Source organism: Shimia thalassica (genome assembly GCF_001458215.1).
GTDB lineage: Bacteria > Pseudomonadota > Alphaproteobacteria > Rhodobacterales > Rhodobacteraceae > Shimia > Shimia thalassica.
The window spans coordinates 175,541-189,547 of record NZ_CYTW01000001.1; the positions used below are offsets into that span (position 1 = coordinate 175,541).

Sequence of the window (14,007 nt, forward strand, 5' to 3'; positions counted from 1 at the left end):
GGCTTGCCTCAATCTTGCCTCAATTCTGCCTAGTTTAAGGCGTCGGCTCAAGGCTTTGTTTCAAATGAAGGGGATTTTTGGATTTTGACACAGTGGACTGATGCTGTATTGCATCAATCCACATGCGGAAAAGTGCTTTTTATACAATTGGATACAATATGTAGTGGTGCAAACAAGGCGCCGAACCTGTTTGGAAGGTCTGCATTTCTTTTCACCTTTCGGCAAAAAAGAAGGGCCGTTCAAAAGAACGGCCCGCCTCAATTTCGTCACATTTGCGCTTACATCCAGGGATGTTCTGCAGCAATGCGCGCTTCGAATGCGTCGATCGAGCTGGCTTTTTCCATCGTCAGGCCGATGTCGTCCAACCCGTTCAGCAGACAGTGCTTTTTGAACTCATCCACTTCAAAGGCAATGGTTGTGCCTTCGGATGTGGTGATTTCCTGCGCTTCCAGATCAACGGTCATACGGGCGTTTTCACCGCGTTCCGCGTCTTCCATAAGAATGTCGACCTGCTCTTGCGGCAGGACGATCGGCAGGATGCCGTTCTTGAAGCAGTTGTTAAAGAAGATGTCCGCGAAAGACGTCGAGACCACACATTTGATGCCAAAGTCCGCAATGGCCCAAGGCGCGTGCTCGCGCGACGAGCCACAACCAAAGTTGTCACCCGCCACAAGAATTTCGGCGTTGCGGTACTGTGGTTTGTTCAGAACGAAGTCGGGAATCTCTTCCCCGTCACGTGTGTAGCGCATTTCGTCAAACAGGTTCACGCCGAACCCGGTGCGTTGGATCGACTTCAGGAACACCTTGGGAATGATCATGTCAGTGTCGATATTCACCAGCGGCATAGGGGCCGCGACGCCATGCAGTTTTTGAAACTTTTCCATTTTATTCTCCAGCCCCTAGATTACATCAAGTCGCGAATGTCGGTCAGCTTGCCCGTCAAAGCAGCTGCAGCGGCCATCGCGGGGGAGACAAGGTGCGTACGCCCTTTATATCCCTGACGGCCTTCGAAGTTCCGGTTCGAGGTTGCGGCGCAACGCTCGCCTTCGGACAGCTGATCGGGGTTCATCGCGAGACACATCGAACACCCTGCAAGGCGCCATTCAAATCCGGCTTCTCTAAAGATATCGGCCAGACCTTCCTCTTCGGCTTGAGCGCGCACGAGACCGGAACCGGGCACGATCATCGCACGCATGCCGTCTTTGATTTTCTTGCCTTTGACCACTTCGGCCACGGCGCGGAAATCTTCGATACGACCGTTTGTGCACGATCCGATAAACACGGTGTCGATTTCGATATCGGTCAGTTTCTGACCCGGTGTCAGACCCATGTATTCGATTGAGCGACGAGCAGCTTCAACTTTGCCGCCTTCGAAATCCTCAGGGTTTGGAACAACGCCAGTGATCGGCAGAACGTCTTCGGGCGATGTGCCCCAAGTGACAACGGGCTGAATATCTTCACCTTTGAGGGTCACAACCTTGTCGAAATGCGCGCCTTCGTCAGTGAAGAGCGTTTTCCAATAGGCCAGAGCCTGTTCCCATGCGCCACCTTTGGGGGCATGCGCGCGGCCCTTGCAATATTCATAGGTGGTTTCGTCAGGGGCGATCAAACCGGCGCGCGCGCCACCTTCGATGGCCATGTTGCAGACCGTCATACGACCTTCCATCGACAAATCGCGGATTGCTTCACCACAATATTCGATCACATAGCCGGTGCCACCAGCTGTGCCGGTCTCACCAATCACGGCCAGCGTGATGTCCTTGGCTGTCACACCGGGGTTCAGCTTGCCGGTGATTTCGACCTTCATGTTTTTGGACTTTTTCTGGATCAGCGTTTGCGTCGCCAGAACGTGTTCCACTTCCGAAGTCCCGATGCCATGCGCCAGCGCGCCAAAAGCACCGTGGGTTGCGGTGTGGCTGTCGCCACAAACAACGGTCATGCCGGGCAGGGTCCAGCCTTGCTCGGGGCCAACAATGTGCACGATGCCCTGACGGACGTCGGACACTGGATAATAGTGCACGCCGAATTCTTTGGCGTTGGTATCCAGCGCCTGAACCTGAATGCGGCTCTCTTCGGTCATTTGTGCAGGATCTTCACGGCCGGCAGTGGTTGGCACGTTGTGATCTGGCACAGCGATGGTTTTTTCTGGTGCACGCACTGTGCGACCGGTCATGCGCAGGCCTTCAAATGCCTGTGGCGATGTCACTTCGTGGACGAGGTGACGGTCGATGTACAACAGGCATGTGCCGTCTTCGGCTTCGTGGGCGACGTGGGCATCCCAGATTTTGTCATAAAGCGTTTTGGGGGACATGGGTCCTCTCCGATCTGTTTTGATTGGCTGTGTGGCTGCAAATCGGGCACGCCAAAAGGCGCGCCGCCGCGCTCATAGGGCGGCGTTGACAGATTTCGACTGACCAAAGAAGCGCCAAGGCAAAAAGGCGCGGTCGTCTATGTCAAAGATGCGTTTCATGCGCTTGCCATACACCTCGAATCGATTTCCATCAAGTCAGGAAGGGACATGGCCGGATTGTGTCGCAACAAAACTAGGGTGAATTTGTCAGGGGCGGGCCGTGTTTTCCGTCAATACGCAGTTGTCCTTTCTGTTTGAATGAAAAGTGCGTGGTAGCTGTTTGCCCCCTGTTTTGATCGCAAATCATTGAATGGAAAGACAAAAGCATTTGCCGTCCTACGGTCGGGGGTGCATGATGGAGACAATGGCAGATTTGGAAGAGATGACCACCGACGCTCAGACCGGAGCAGAACAGCAAACGACGCTGGATCAGACGGCGACGCCACTTGAAGGCGTCACCAGTCAGGATGCACAGGAAATCGCACTGGGGGTCTGGGGGCAGGTGTTGTCATTTGCCGAAGGATTGGTGCGCACGTGGAACGCGTATCAGGTTGCCATTGCTCTTGCGCTTTTGGCGATCTCTGTCTTGCTGGCGCAGTTTTTGCGACCACGTCTTTATGAATGGATGAAAGAACGCGAAGGCTGGCCCAAGTGGCGCTATCGCTATTTGGTGACGTTACACAGACGCCTGCCTTTGGTGATCTTTGTTATCCTGATCTGGCTTACCGTTTGGTTCATGCGGGGCATGACGTGGCCCAGCAGGTCGTATTTGCTGGCTATTCTCGCAAACCTGTCCACCGCGTGGCTTGTCGTGGTGGTGGTGGTCCGCCTTGTGAACAATGCGTTTTTGCGTGGCGTCCTGCGCTATGGCGCCTGGATTTGGGTGACCCTTTCGATTTTGGGGCTGTCTGAAGAGGCGATGAAGCTGATGGACAGCGCGGCAATCGATCTGGGCGATGCGCGCCTTTCCTTGTGGCAGGTGGCACAGGGCGTTTTGATGTTGGGCTTTACGATTGCCATCGTCCGGTTCCTGTCCCGCCAGTCATCCGCCACAATCCAGAGCAACGACTCGATCTCGCCAACGATGCAGGTCCTGATCGTCAAAGTCATGCAGGTCATTCTGTACGGGTTGGCCTTTATCATTGGTCTTCGCACGCTTGGATTTGACTTGCGCGGGTTGGCCGTTCTGTCCGGCTTTATCGGTGTTGGTCTGGGGTTTGGACTGCAAAAGGTCGTGTCGAACCTTGTCTCGGGCATCATCATCCTTTTGGACAAATCCATCAAACCGGGGGATGTGATCAGCCTTGGAGAGACCTTTGGGTGGATCAACGCCCTCGGGGCGCGGTACGTCAGCGTGGTCACCCGAGATGGGCGCGAGTACCTGATCCCGAACGAAGACCTGATCACGGGGCAGGTTGTGAACTGGTCGCATACCAATTCATATGTGCGCCTCGATATCTTCTTTGGCACGGCCTATGCCGATGATCCCCATAAGGTGCGCGAGATTGCGGTGGACGCAGCTAAAAGCGTCGGGCGCGTTTTGACCTATCCAAACGCACCTGTCTGTCACATCGTGGGATTCGGAGACTCCTCGGTTGATTACATTCTGCGGTTCTGGATCGAGGACCCGACCAAGGGTCTCACCAACATTCGTGGCAACGTGTACCTTGCGCTTTGGGATGCTTTCCATGCGGCGGGTATCAGTATTCCCTTCCCGCAACGCGAGGTGCGTTTATTGGAGGATGAGGGCGAAGGCCCCGAGAAGGCTTAATTCTTTCACACTCCCCGGTCTGTGCTTTGACTTCTATTTGGTGAGGCCGCCGGCGCATCAGGAATGCTGTGGTGCAGCAAAACCTCAAAAAAGGGTCTTTGGAAAGTGTCTGTCGCAGGTGCCATTGAGAAAGGCCGTGTGCGATGCTATCTTATCAGGATACCCGGCGTCGGGGTCTTGCGGCGCGTTGAAAGGAGGGCAGATCTCTGTCTCTGAATACTGACGTGGCACAAAATGCTGCAGCGGGCCCTGAAGGCAACGGGGCCAAGACCGGCGCAACCAGCGAAGAACTGTTGGCGCGTATCATTTCCTCGCTAGAAGATGACAAAGCCGAAGAGGTCGTCCAAATCGACCTGCGCGGCAAGTCGGCTATTGGTGATTACATGGTGATTTGTTCGGGTCGTTCGACCCGTCAGGTGGCCGCGATCTCTGAAAAGCTGGTGGATTGTCTGAAACAGGAATTCGGTCGGCTGTCAAAAGTCGAAGGCAAGGATGCCGGCGATTGGGTGCTGATTGATACGGGTGACGTGATTGTCCACGTGTTCCGCCCTGAAGTGAGAGAGTTCTACCAGCTCGAGAAGATGTGGTTGCCAGGCGGAAACGCCTAACCCATCCAAGAGCCGTGGGCGACGGGTGAAAAATGCCTTTGCGTGTGCACATTTGCGCCGTTGGTCGGCTTCGGTCCGGCGCCGAGCGTGATTTACTGGATGACTATCTGACGCGTTTTGACCGCACCGGGCGGGCCCTTGGCCTTGGCCCGGTTGCTGTGCATGAAGTCGAGGACAAAAAAGGCGGCGGCATGTCCGCCGAGGCCGGATTGTTGTCAGGCGTCATCCCCAAAGGGGCGGTGATTTGTGCGCTTGATGAACGTGGCAAGCTGATGTCGTCACCCGATTTCGCAAATATGCTGGGTGGATGGCGCGACGAGGGGCGTGGCGATCTGGCCTTTGTTATCGGTGGGGCGGACGGGATTGATCCGTCTCTTCGTGCACAGGCAGACGCCAAGCTGAGTTTCGGAAAGATGGTCTGGCCGCACATGTTGGCGCGGGTGATGTTAAGCGAACAGCTGTATCGGGCGGCGTCTATTCTGTCTGGCGCGCCGTATCATCGGGTATAACCCGCTGTCGGCTCATCCGCCGAAACCGTCGGTGGGTTCCAGAAGGGCCGCGCGTGAATGCGAATTGAATTCCCGCCGCCACAACACAAACACCGTTAGCAGGGTTGCCAAAATCAGTGCCAGCGCACCGAACAACCAGGCCGTTGCCGCCAATCCGAAATAAACCGACCGCATCCCCCTGTTAAAGCTGCGCGAAGCGGTGATGTTGATTTCCGACGCTTTTTTGGCGCGCGGCAGGGCCGTTGGATCATTCGGGTCATTCGGCACGGCGGACATGACAACCGAGCAGTAGCCAAACAATCTGTGAGCCCAGACGAATTTCAGAAACGCGTTGGCGATGAACAGCAACATCACCACAAGTTTCACCTCGAGGACAAAGGCCGGTGCGCTGACCATGGTCAGGTCGTTTGCCACACCGGCAAGCCGCTCTGTGTTGCCGATCAAGGCCAGCCCCCCCCCGATCGCGATCATAGTGGCAGAGGCGAAAAAGGCCGTGCCCTGACGAAGGATCGACAGCATTTGCGCATCAAACATACGCGGTGTGCGGCTCACGAATTGCACGAGCCACTCTTGCCGATAACGGGTCATCAACTTGGACAGCGAGGGGTTGTCGGCTGGCGAGTTTTCAATGCGCAGGCTTATTCCAACCCAGCACAGGCTAAGCAGGCCAACAGCCAAAAAATCCAATGGCGAGAAAAGCGAAAGGCGGTCAATCCAGATCATACCCACACCTTAGCCTGTGCGGATCAGGCTGCCAAACCGATAGATTGGCGCGAGGCTTGCACCTTGCTGCCCAAGTTTCGCCTTTTGACGTTGATATCGAAGGGGCAACCAAAGTCGGGAATGCCCATGATGCGTATCGTTTTCAGTCTTCTTTTTGGCCTGCTTTTCGCGGGGGCTGCAATTGCGCAGACAACGAACTTGCAACGGCTTGATACTGCCGAAGACAGCCGCGGCTGGGAAGGCGTAGGGCGGTTGGAAATTGGCACGGATGGTTTTTGCACCGGAGCCTTGATCGCTGCCGATCTTGTTCTGACGGCTGCGCATTGTGTCTTTGATAAAACGAACGGTGCCCGGATCCTGGCTGAAGACATCGAATTTCGCGCAGGTTGGCGCAATGGCCGCGCTGCGGCCTATCGGAATGTGCGCCAGATTGTTGTGCATCCGGACTATCGGTACCGTAGCAAAGGTGGTGCCGAGCGTGTTGTGAATGACCTCGCGCTGTTGAAGCTGCACCACCCAATCCGCAACACCACGGTCAAACCTTATCAAATGGTTGAACATCTTGGACGGGGATCACGGGTCGGGGTGGTGTCTTATGCGCTCGAGCGTTCTGAGGCGCCATCATTGCAGGAAATGTGCGAAGTCAAAGGACAGCAAAGCGGTGTATACGTGACCTCTTGTGATGTGGGATTTGGCAGCAGCGGCGCCCCGATCTTTGTCTTTGATGGCGGCACACCACGTATTGCATCGGTGGTCTCTGCAAAGGGGCACATGAACGCTGAACCCGTTGCCTTGGGCATGTCTCTGGAAGGGGCGATCCAGCTTTTGCGCGCTGAGGTTCGAACCGACACCTCGGCACGCCGCAACAGCACTGGTGCAAAGTTTATCAAGCCATGATCATCCGCCTTTGTCTTGTTTTTGTATTATCCATCCTCACCGCCGCGCCTGTCGCCAGCGGAGAAACCTTCAAAGCCTTGCGCAGCCGTGGCGAGCTTCTGGGATGGGAGGCCATCGGACGGGTTGATCTGGTTGGAAAAGGGTTTTGCACGGGCGCCTTGATCGCGCAGGATCTGGTGTTGACGGCAGCACATTGCGTGTTTGATGACACCGGCCGCATGATTGCCCCAGAACGCGTCATTTTTCGATCTGGATATGTGAATGGAGAGTCCCTGTCCGTGCGCAAGATCAACCGGATTATTGCAGACGCGGGCTATGTCCCAAGTCAGGATGGCATGATCCAAAGCGCCATGATGCGCCATGATCTTGCGCTTTTGAGGTTGGCCTCTCCGATCTATTCGAGCGAAGCCGATCCATTTGCGATCCATACCACCCCTGAAAAGGGCGAAGTTGTTTCCGTACTAAGCTATGGACGTGGTCGCAGCGAGCATTTGTCATGGCAAAAGGACTGTCGCGTTCTTGATCGGTATTCCGGCTTGATGAGTTTCGACTGTAACGTGACATTCGGGTCATCTGGTGCGCCGGTGTTTGTGCGATATGGCACCCGGATGCGGATTTTGTCTGTGGTCTCTGCGATGGGCAAAGATCGTGACGGCGACAAGGTGTCTTTGGGGATGGAATTGCCCGAAGCTGTTGCACGGCTCAAACAACGTATGCGTTATGGCGAGCCGAACACTCTGAGCACGGGAGCAGGTGCAAAGCGCATCACCGTCGGCAGCGGGACGCGTGCCGGTGGCGCCAAGTTCGTGAAGGTGAACTGAACTATCCGCCCGAGGGTCTTGAAACCAGTAAAAGAGCTACCCACCTCTAACGCATCGGGACGCCAATGATTGGGTTCCGACACATCTCGCCTGTCCCAAACGGGAAGGCACAACATAATGGTTTCGCTCATCAAGGAGGATGACCCATGCGTAGTTTTGATCTCGCACCCCTTTACCGGTCTTCGGTCGGATTTGACCAATTGGCCAGCCTGATGGACCGTGTTCTGTCCAATGAAGCAGGACAGCCCAGCTATCCCCCCTACAATATCGAAAAAACCGCAGAAGATGCCTATCGCATCTCGATCGCCGTTGCCGGCTTTGGTGCCGAAGAACTGGCCATTGAGGTCAAGCAGAACGCATTGGTTGTAACTGCGCGCAAAGCGGAAGAGCCTGAAGAGCGGGCGTATCTGCACCGTGGTATTGCGACCCGTGCTTTTGAGCGTCGCTTCCATCTTGCGGATCACGTGCGTGTCACCGGAGCAAGCCACCTAGACGGCATGCTGCACATTGACCTCGAGCGTGAAATTCCGGAAGCGCTCAAGCCGCGCCGGATTGAAATCGCTTCGGCCACTCCGAAAAGCGTTGAGCAAGACGTGATGGATGCAAAAGCCGTAAACTAACGCGGCGCCCATCGCTTTCACAGATCCCCCTGACAAGAGATTGTTGGGGGGATTTCTTTTTGGCGGCGGGTTTCGCACCGGACGTTGCTTGGAAAGAACGCGCCCCGTTACTCTTGGCTTTGCAGAGTTTTGGCTAGGCGCATCAACTGGATCGCTTCGGCGCGATATCCAAACGGGTCTGCGCCTTTGGCCTCGTTTGCCAAGGCAATGGCATTTGTCCAACCCCATTCGCCGAGAAAACGGTCGTCTTTCAGAAGCTGCCCAAACCCTGCAATTGCGGTTGCAAATCGGGCCTCGTCATCCGCGGTGGCGACATCTGGAAGACGCGTTTCAATCAACTGGCTTTCGTCTGTTCCATGGGATTTATAACGCAGCTTCAAATATCCCATTTCCCCCTGTGCAAGACCGGAAGGGGCCTCGCCATATCGCAACGGGTCGGTAAGGCGTGCTTTGGACCCGACCGGAGTTACTTCGTATAAGGCGGTGACCGAATGTCCGGCGCCAATGTCACCTGCATCAACCTTGTCATTGTTAAAATCTTCACGGTTTAACAAACGTGTTTCATATCCAATAAGCCTGTATTCGGCGATTTTCGAAGGATTGAATTCGACCTGTATTTTGACGTCGTTGGCAATCGGAAACAGTGCGCCGGACAACTGGTCAACCAACACTTTCTGGGCTTCGTTCAACGTGTCGATATAGGCTGCTTGCCCATTCCCGTTCTGGGCCAAAGCCTGCATCGTCGCATCGTCAAGATTGCCACGACCAAAGCCCAGAACCGAAAGGTACGTTCCACTGTCGCGCTTGGTTAAAATGAACTCTTCAAGAGCTTTCGGGCTGGAAATGCCGACGTTAAAGTCACCGTCCGTTGCAAGTATCACGCGGCTGATCTCGCCTTTGGCGCGCATCCCGTCGGCCACGGAATAGGCTTGCTGCAATCCGGCCTGACCAGCGGTTGCACCGCCCGCATCAAGAGCATCCAGAGCGGCAAATATGGTGGCTTTGTCTGTTGCTTTGGTCGGTTCGAGAACCTGACCGGAAGACCCCGCATAGGTGACTATCGCGACGCTGTCGTCGGGACGCAACTGTGTCAGCATAAGCGCGAAGCTTTGCTTTAGTAGCGGAAGCTTTTTGGCATCTTTCATCGATCCGGACGTGTCTATCAGAAACACAAGGTTCAGTGGGGGGCGCTCGGCCATATCAGGCATTTGTCCTTGCAGCCCGATCCGCACGATTTGGGTGTCGGAGTTCCATGGCGTCTGGAATGTTGAGACATGCGTGGCAAAGGGTGTGTCATCAGTGGCGGGGGCCGCATAGCTGTAAGGAAAGTAATTGACCATTTCCTCAATCCGCACGGCGTCTGTGGGTGGCAATTGACCGTTCAGGATCGCATTGCGCACAAAGCTGTAGGATGCGGTATCAACATCGATGGAAAACGTCGAAACCGGTGCTTCTGATGTGACCCTAATGGGGTTGGTCTCGGCATCGGGAAAGGTTTCTGTGTTTTCCACAATGAATTGCTGAAAACCGGGTGCATCTTGTGGTGTGGGATATTTGACGCTCCTCTTCGAGCGCTGCATCTGAGGGCGGGCAAGAGATGCGGTATCAGCCATCATGCCGGCCTGCGCGTCGTCTTTGAAACCTGCGATCGCTTGCGGAGCCTCTGCAGCTTGGGGTGCAGGTCTGGGTTCTGATTGCTCAAGCGCCAACACAGGCGCATCGATCCCTGAAGCGGCGTCTTCGGCGAAGGGTGTCTCAAATTGAGGGCCCATCGGGAAAACGGGAAGGTAAATCACCAGACCGACCGCAAACAGCGCTGTTGTCGCAGTGAGCGCGGTCTTTGTTGAGATGGATTGAAACATTGCAGTGACTCCTCTGAACCAGCCTGTATTGCGGGCATCAGAGGTAAGACGTGCCGCGGTGTCGGTTTCTTGGAGTCGCGCAAAGTTTTTTTGCGCCAATGCAAGGTTGGCACGTTTGCGTGCGTCATCAGGCTTGGGAGTCATGGCCTGCATCGCTGCTTTCAGATCATCGAGGTCATCAGTCATGTGTGATCCTCCTGCGCTTTCATGTCTTTGAGTCGTTTCTTTGCTTCGGACATCCGCCAACTCACGGTGCCTTCCGAAACGCCGAGTATCTCGGCCGCTTGGGCATGGGTTCTGTCATCAAGGATAAGCGCCAACGTGTCGCGAAGGTCATCAGAGAGCGCGCGCATGGCTTGGGTCAGCCAGTCAATCCGTTCGGCATCTTCTGCGATGGCAGCTGTTCGCGATTTTTCCCAGTCCCCCCATTGGTTGGATGCCTGTTGTTGGGTTGTCTGCTTGCGACGCCTGTCATGAGACGCATTGAGAACAACGCGATATAGCCATGTGGAGAAGCGGGCGCGACCTTGGAAATGGCGCAGTTTATTTGGCAAGGCAGCGCAGATGTCTTGTGTCAAATCCTCGGCTTCGGAGTGAGAGCCGGTCAGTCGAAAAGCAAACCCGAAGATGCGGTCATAATGGCGTGCAAGCAGGGCGGCAAAGGCATCGCCGTCGCCTGCATTGGCCCTGTTGACCAGATCTGTGTCAGATGTTTCCATAAGCATTGTATTCCGTTAGACGCGCACCGCTGAGCGATCCTTGGAATTTTTTTATTTTTTCTGAACGTCGATCCCAATTTGAAAGACGGCATCTCCTCGCTTCACCTGCGCCATGGGGCGTTTGGCCATCACGATGCCTGCGTAAGGAGATTTTACCGCAACCGATCCGCGCAAAGGGGTGGAGGGATCGTGGATGTGCCCCACCGTTTCGTCCTGCTCTACGGGGGCTGAAATGTCTTTCAGGGGTTCAAACAGCCCGCTGTCATAGGCAAATACCGAACCGGCGGCATAAAGCTCGCGCGTGCCTCGCTCAGCGTCGGGGACATAGTCAGGCAGCATGCCAAGGCTGTGCAGGCTGCGCTGCAGGCCGCGTTCTGTCATGGCAAGAATGCTTGGCGTCACCGATCCGGCGCCGCCAAGTTCGGCCATGATGGGCACAACCCGTTTCCTGTTTGCGGCCCCCATCGCAGTTCTGGCAGTAGAGTTTGGGCCGCCGCCACCCTGAAAAACCCACGCATGTGGGAAATCAAATGCATCCTGCAAACCGCGCAGGGTTTGCCCCTCTTGATCGGTCCAACCCTGTCCACGCAAAAGCGTGGCCGGATAAAACAGGGAACCGCCGCCCGAATGCAGGTCAATTAAATAGTCACATCGCGGCAACAAGACATCTTCGATGTAATGCGCGATCATCTGGGTCGGCGTGCCAGCAGGATCACCGGGGAACGAGCGGTTGAGATTTCCGTCGTCAATCGGGGAACACCGAAGCCCGGCTTCCGCTGCGGGTTGGTTCGCCATCGTCAAAAAGATCACCTGCCCGCGCAAGTCTTCCGGGAGGAAATCCCGGGCCAGTCGTGACAGGGCGATCTGCCCTTCGTATTCATCCCCGTGGTTTCCGGACATCATCAAAACAACTGGTCCGTCCCCATTGCGGATCGAAACGATAGGAACCGGAATCCAGCCATAGGCGCTGCGATGCACGGAATGCGGGACACGAAGAAAGCCTGCCTGCTTGCCGTCAGTCTCGAAATCAACTTCGCAAGAAATCAAAGAATTGGCCATGTGCGCTCCTGATCGGTCACGGATTTGCAAAGCTTTCTCTATCACTTGGACAAGTGCAAGGGGCGTGTGTCTTTGGAACCTGTTCCGTCTTAAGGAATGATTCAAAGGATCGTGCGACTTTGGGTTCATGGAAACAGGTCGGGGCCTACAGGCATATGGAAGACGCACAGGCAAAGTTGGTCGAGCAAAGCTATGTTTGTGTTTTTGCGCGCAAAGCGGAACTGGCCACAAAGTTTTATGACCACCTTTTTCAACAGAACCCTGACCTGCGTGCCCTGTTTCAGGAAGACATGTATGTGCAGCGGGAAATGTTTGTGTCGATCTTGGCGATGATCCTGAAGTTCGCCTCTCGTCCGCAGACCTTTCATGAACTCGCATCTCGATTGGCGCGGCAACATGAAAACCTTGGTGTTTCGCACGCACAATATGCAATGGCGGTGGATGCGTTGATGGCCGCGCTGCAGGATGTTTTGCAGAATGAAATGGCACCGGAAACCGCGCAGGCATGGAAAAAGGCCATACAGGAATTGGTATCCCACATGGCTCCTCAGAATGCCTAGACCGACATGCAGATATATTTCATTTCAAGGTAGTCTTCGATGCCGTGGTGGCTGCCTTCGCGCCCCAGGCCCGATTGTTTCACGCCCCCAAACGGCGCGACCTCTGTCGAAATGATGCCCGTGTTGACGCCAACGATCCCGTATTCCAGAGCTTCGGCCACTTTGTAGACCCGGCTCAGGTCCTTGGCATAGAAATAGGAGGCCAATCCAAAAATCGTGTCATTGGCCATTGCGATCACTTCATCCTCGTCTTCGAATTTGAACAAAGGGGCGAGGGGCCCAAAGGTTTCATCTGTTGAAAAAGCCATATCGCGCGTGGCGCCCGTCACGATTGTAGGCTCAAAGAACGTGCCGCCCAAGCTGGAGGGGTTGCCGCCCAGAATGACATTTGCGCCTTTGGCTGTCGCGTCGGCAATGTGTTCCTGCACTTTGACAACGGCGTCGGCGTTGATCAGCGGACCAAAGATTGTCCCGTCTTCAAGACCGTCACCGACCTTCATATCGGCCACGCGCGCCCGCAGCTTTTCTGCAAAGGCGTCATAGACGCCGGCTTGGACATAAATCCGGTTGGCGCAGACGCAGGTTTGACCGTTGTTTCTGAATTTGCACAGGATCGCGCCCTCAACGGCTGCGTCCAGATCGGCATCATCAAACACGATGAAAGGGGCATTCCCGCCCAGTTCCATCGAGCACTTCATGACGCTGTCCGCCGCCTGTCGCAGAAGGATGCGGCCAACCTCAGTGGATCCAGTGAAGGTCAATTTGCGAACGGCATCGTTTTCACAGAATTCCTTGCCGATTTCGCTTGAGCGTGAAGAGGGCACGACATTGAAAACGCCAGCTGGGATACCCGCCCGTTCGGCTAGCACGCCCAAGACAATGGCAGACAATGGTGTTTCCGCGGCGGGGCGCGCGACAAACGCACATCCGGCGGCCAAGGCAGGGCCAGCCTTGCGCGTGATCATCGCATTCGGAAAGTTCCAGGGGGTGATCGAGGCCGCGACACCGATGGGTTGTTTGATAACAGTGATGCGTTTGTCGCGTTGATGCCCAGGAATGGTCTCACCGTAGATTCGCTTGGCTTCTTCGGCAAAAAACTCGATGAACGAGGCGCCATAGGCAATCTCGCCCACGCTTTCCGCCAAGGGTTTTCCCATTTCGGCGGTCAGGATGATCCCGAGGTCCGATTGGTTTTCGATCATCAGGTCGAACCATTTGCGCAAGACCGCGGCGCGTTCTTTGCCGGTCCACTTTGCCCAGTCTTTTTGGGCTGTGTTCGCTTGTGTAATTGCGCCTGCAACCTGAACCCGGCTGACGTCGGACACTTGTGCAATGACGTCTCCTCGGGCGGGGTTCGTGACATCAAAGGTGCCATGGTCACCTTCCACCCAATTACCGCCAATATAGGCGCGTGTTTCTAATAGGCTTGGATCTTTGAGCAGGGACTTTAGGTCGGTCATTGTGTCGAGCATGGTCGTCTCTCCGGTTTTCGATGGCACAGGCAGCGT

14 protein-coding genes are annotated in these 14,007 nt (G+C 55.4%); 7 read left to right on the forward strand and 7 right to left on the reverse strand.

What is annotated here, in order from left to right; translation table 11 throughout:
- Positions 1–278: 278 nt before the first annotated feature.
- Both leuD and leuC read right to left on the reverse strand, forming a co-directional pair.
- Positions 279–884, reverse strand: a complete 606-nt coding sequence (gene leuD / locus PH7735_RS00760; RefSeq protein ID WP_058309438.1) for a 3-isopropylmalate dehydratase small subunit — start codon at positions 882–884, stop codon at positions 279–281.
- A 20-nt stretch (positions 885–904) separates the two neighbouring features.
- Complete coding sequence (gene leuC / locus PH7735_RS00765; RefSeq protein WP_058309439.1) at positions 905–2,311, reverse strand: 3-isopropylmalate dehydratase large subunit; 1,407 nt, start codon at positions 2,309–2,311, stop codon at positions 905–907.
- A 403-nt stretch (positions 2,312–2,714) separates the two neighbouring features.
- On the opposite strand from leuC, the gene PH7735_RS00770 reads away from it, so the two are divergent.
- The 3 genes from PH7735_RS00770 (at position 2,715) to rlmH (ending at position 5,238) form a co-directional block, all read left to right on the forward strand.
- On the forward strand, positions 2,715–4,121 hold the full coding sequence (locus tag PH7735_RS00770; protein WP_082645175.1) for a mechanosensitive ion channel family protein: 1,407 nt from the start codon (positions 2,715–2,717) through the stop codon (positions 4,119–4,121).
- 224 nt (positions 4,122–4,345) lie between these two features.
- Positions 4,346–4,729 (forward strand): ribosome silencing factor, encoded by a 384-nt coding sequence (gene rsfS, locus PH7735_RS00775; protein ID WP_058309440.1) that lies wholly within the window; start codon positions 4,346–4,348, stop codon positions 4,727–4,729.
- 38 nt (positions 4,730–4,767) lie between these two features.
- Positions 4,768–5,238 (forward strand): 23S rRNA (pseudouridine(1915)-N(3))-methyltransferase RlmH, encoded by a 471-nt coding sequence (rlmH, locus tag PH7735_RS00780; protein ID WP_058311076.1) that lies wholly within the window; start codon positions 4,768–4,770, stop codon positions 5,236–5,238.
- A gap of 12 nt (positions 5,239–5,250) precedes the next feature.
- Here rlmH and PH7735_RS00785 read toward each other — a convergent pair whose 3' ends face one another.
- Positions 5,251–5,961, reverse strand: coding sequence for a DUF599 domain-containing protein (locus PH7735_RS00785; RefSeq protein ID WP_058309441.1), 711 nt, complete (start codon positions 5,959–5,961; stop codon positions 5,251–5,253).
- 126 nt (positions 5,962–6,087) lie between these two features.
- On the opposite strand from PH7735_RS00785, the gene PH7735_RS00790 reads away from it, so the two are divergent.
- The 3 genes from PH7735_RS00790 to PH7735_RS00800 all read left to right on the forward strand — a co-directional run bounded on the left by PH7735_RS00790 (position 6,088) and on the right by PH7735_RS00800 (position 8,299).
- Entirely contained in the window at positions 6,088–6,858 is a 771-nt protein-coding gene (locus PH7735_RS00790; RefSeq protein WP_058309442.1) for a trypsin-like serine peptidase, read from the forward strand.
- Positions 6,855–7,679, forward strand: a complete 825-nt coding sequence (locus PH7735_RS00795) for a trypsin-like serine peptidase (RefSeq protein WP_058309443.1) — start codon at positions 6,855–6,857, stop codon at positions 7,677–7,679. Before PH7735_RS00790 ends, PH7735_RS00795 begins: the two co-directional genes overlap by 4 nt.
- A gap of 146 nt (positions 7,680–7,825) precedes the next feature.
- A complete protein-coding gene (locus PH7735_RS00800) occupies positions 7,826–8,299 on the forward strand; it encodes an Hsp20 family protein (RefSeq protein ID WP_058309444.1) in 474 nt (157 codons plus the stop codon).
- Positions 8,300–8,406: 107 nt separating this feature from the next.
- On the opposite strand, the gene PH7735_RS00805 is transcribed toward PH7735_RS00800, so the two are convergent.
- The 3 genes from PH7735_RS00805 to PH7735_RS00815 are packed head-to-tail and all read right to left on the reverse strand — an operon-like array spanning position 8,407 to position 11,939.
- Positions 8,407–10,347, reverse strand: a complete 1,941-nt coding sequence (locus PH7735_RS00805) for a vWA domain-containing protein (RefSeq protein WP_058309445.1) — start codon at positions 10,345–10,347, stop codon at positions 8,407–8,409.
- On the reverse strand, positions 10,344–10,880 hold the full coding sequence (locus PH7735_RS00810) for an RNA polymerase sigma factor (protein ID WP_058309446.1): 537 nt from the start codon (positions 10,878–10,880) through the stop codon (positions 10,344–10,346). Before PH7735_RS00810 ends, PH7735_RS00805 begins: the two co-directional genes overlap by 4 nt.
- 51 nt (positions 10,881–10,931) lie before the next feature.
- Positions 10,932–11,939: a succinylglutamate desuccinylase/aspartoacylase family protein gene (locus PH7735_RS00815; RefSeq protein WP_058309447.1), complete on the reverse strand. Its 1,008-nt coding sequence runs from the start codon at positions 11,937–11,939 to the stop codon at positions 10,932–10,934.
- Positions 11,940–12,058: 119 nt separating this feature from the next.
- On the opposite strand from PH7735_RS00815, the gene PH7735_RS00820 reads away from it, so the two are divergent.
- Entirely contained in the window at positions 12,059–12,499 is a 441-nt protein-coding gene (locus PH7735_RS00820) for a globin domain-containing protein (RefSeq protein ID WP_145865236.1), read from the forward strand.
- Here the strand turns inward: PH7735_RS00820 and PH7735_RS00825 are convergent.
- The gene (locus PH7735_RS00825; protein WP_058309449.1) at positions 12,496–13,971 is read right to left on the reverse strand and encodes an NAD-dependent succinate-semialdehyde dehydrogenase; all 1,476 of its coding nucleotides are present in this window, start codon (positions 13,969–13,971) and stop codon (positions 12,496–12,498) included. The two genes, PH7735_RS00820 and PH7735_RS00825, sit on opposite strands and share 4 nt — an antisense overlap.
- Positions 13,972–14,007 lie beyond the last annotated feature (36 nt).

What these genes read in the sequence shown, in the direction of transcription:
- leuD (WP_058309438.1), bottom strand. Translation starts at nt 884, where the DNA reads ATGGAAAAGTTTCAAAAACTGCATGGCGTCGCGGCCCCTATGCCGCTG.
- leuC (WP_058309439.1), bottom strand. Translation starts at nt 2,311, where the DNA reads ATGTCCCCCAAAACGCTTTATGACAAAATCTGGGATGCCCACGTCGCC.
- PH7735_RS00770 (WP_082645175.1), top strand. Translation starts at nt 2,715, where the DNA reads ATGGCAGATTTGGAAGAGATGACCACCGACGCTCAGACCGGAGCAGAA.
- PH7735_RS00785 (WP_058309441.1), bottom strand. Translation starts at nt 5,961, where the DNA reads ATGATCTGGATTGACCGCCTTTCGCTTTTCTCGCCATTGGATTTTTTG.
- PH7735_RS00790 (WP_058309442.1), top strand. Translation starts at nt 6,088, where the DNA reads ATGATGCGTATCGTTTTCAGTCTTCTTTTTGGCCTGCTTTTCGCGGGG.
- PH7735_RS00795 (WP_058309443.1), top strand. Translation starts at nt 6,855, where the DNA reads ATGATCATCCGCCTTTGTCTTGTTTTTGTATTATCCATCCTCACCGCC.
- PH7735_RS00800 (WP_058309444.1), top strand. Translation starts at nt 7,826, where the DNA reads ATGCGTAGTTTTGATCTCGCACCCCTTTACCGGTCTTCGGTCGGATTT.
- PH7735_RS00805 (WP_058309445.1), bottom strand. Translation starts at nt 10,347, where the DNA reads ATGACTGATGACCTCGATGATCTGAAAGCAGCGATGCAGGCCATGACT.
- PH7735_RS00810 (WP_058309446.1), bottom strand. Translation starts at nt 10,880, where the DNA reads ATGGAAACATCTGACACAGATCTGGTCAACAGGGCCAATGCAGGCGAC.
- PH7735_RS00815 (WP_058309447.1), bottom strand. Translation starts at nt 11,939, where the DNA reads ATGGCCAATTCTTTGATTTCTTGCGAAGTTGATTTCGAGACTGACGGC.
- PH7735_RS00825 (WP_058309449.1), bottom strand. Translation starts at nt 13,971, where the DNA reads ATGCTCGACACAATGACCGACCTAAAGTCCCTGCTCAAAGATCCAAGC.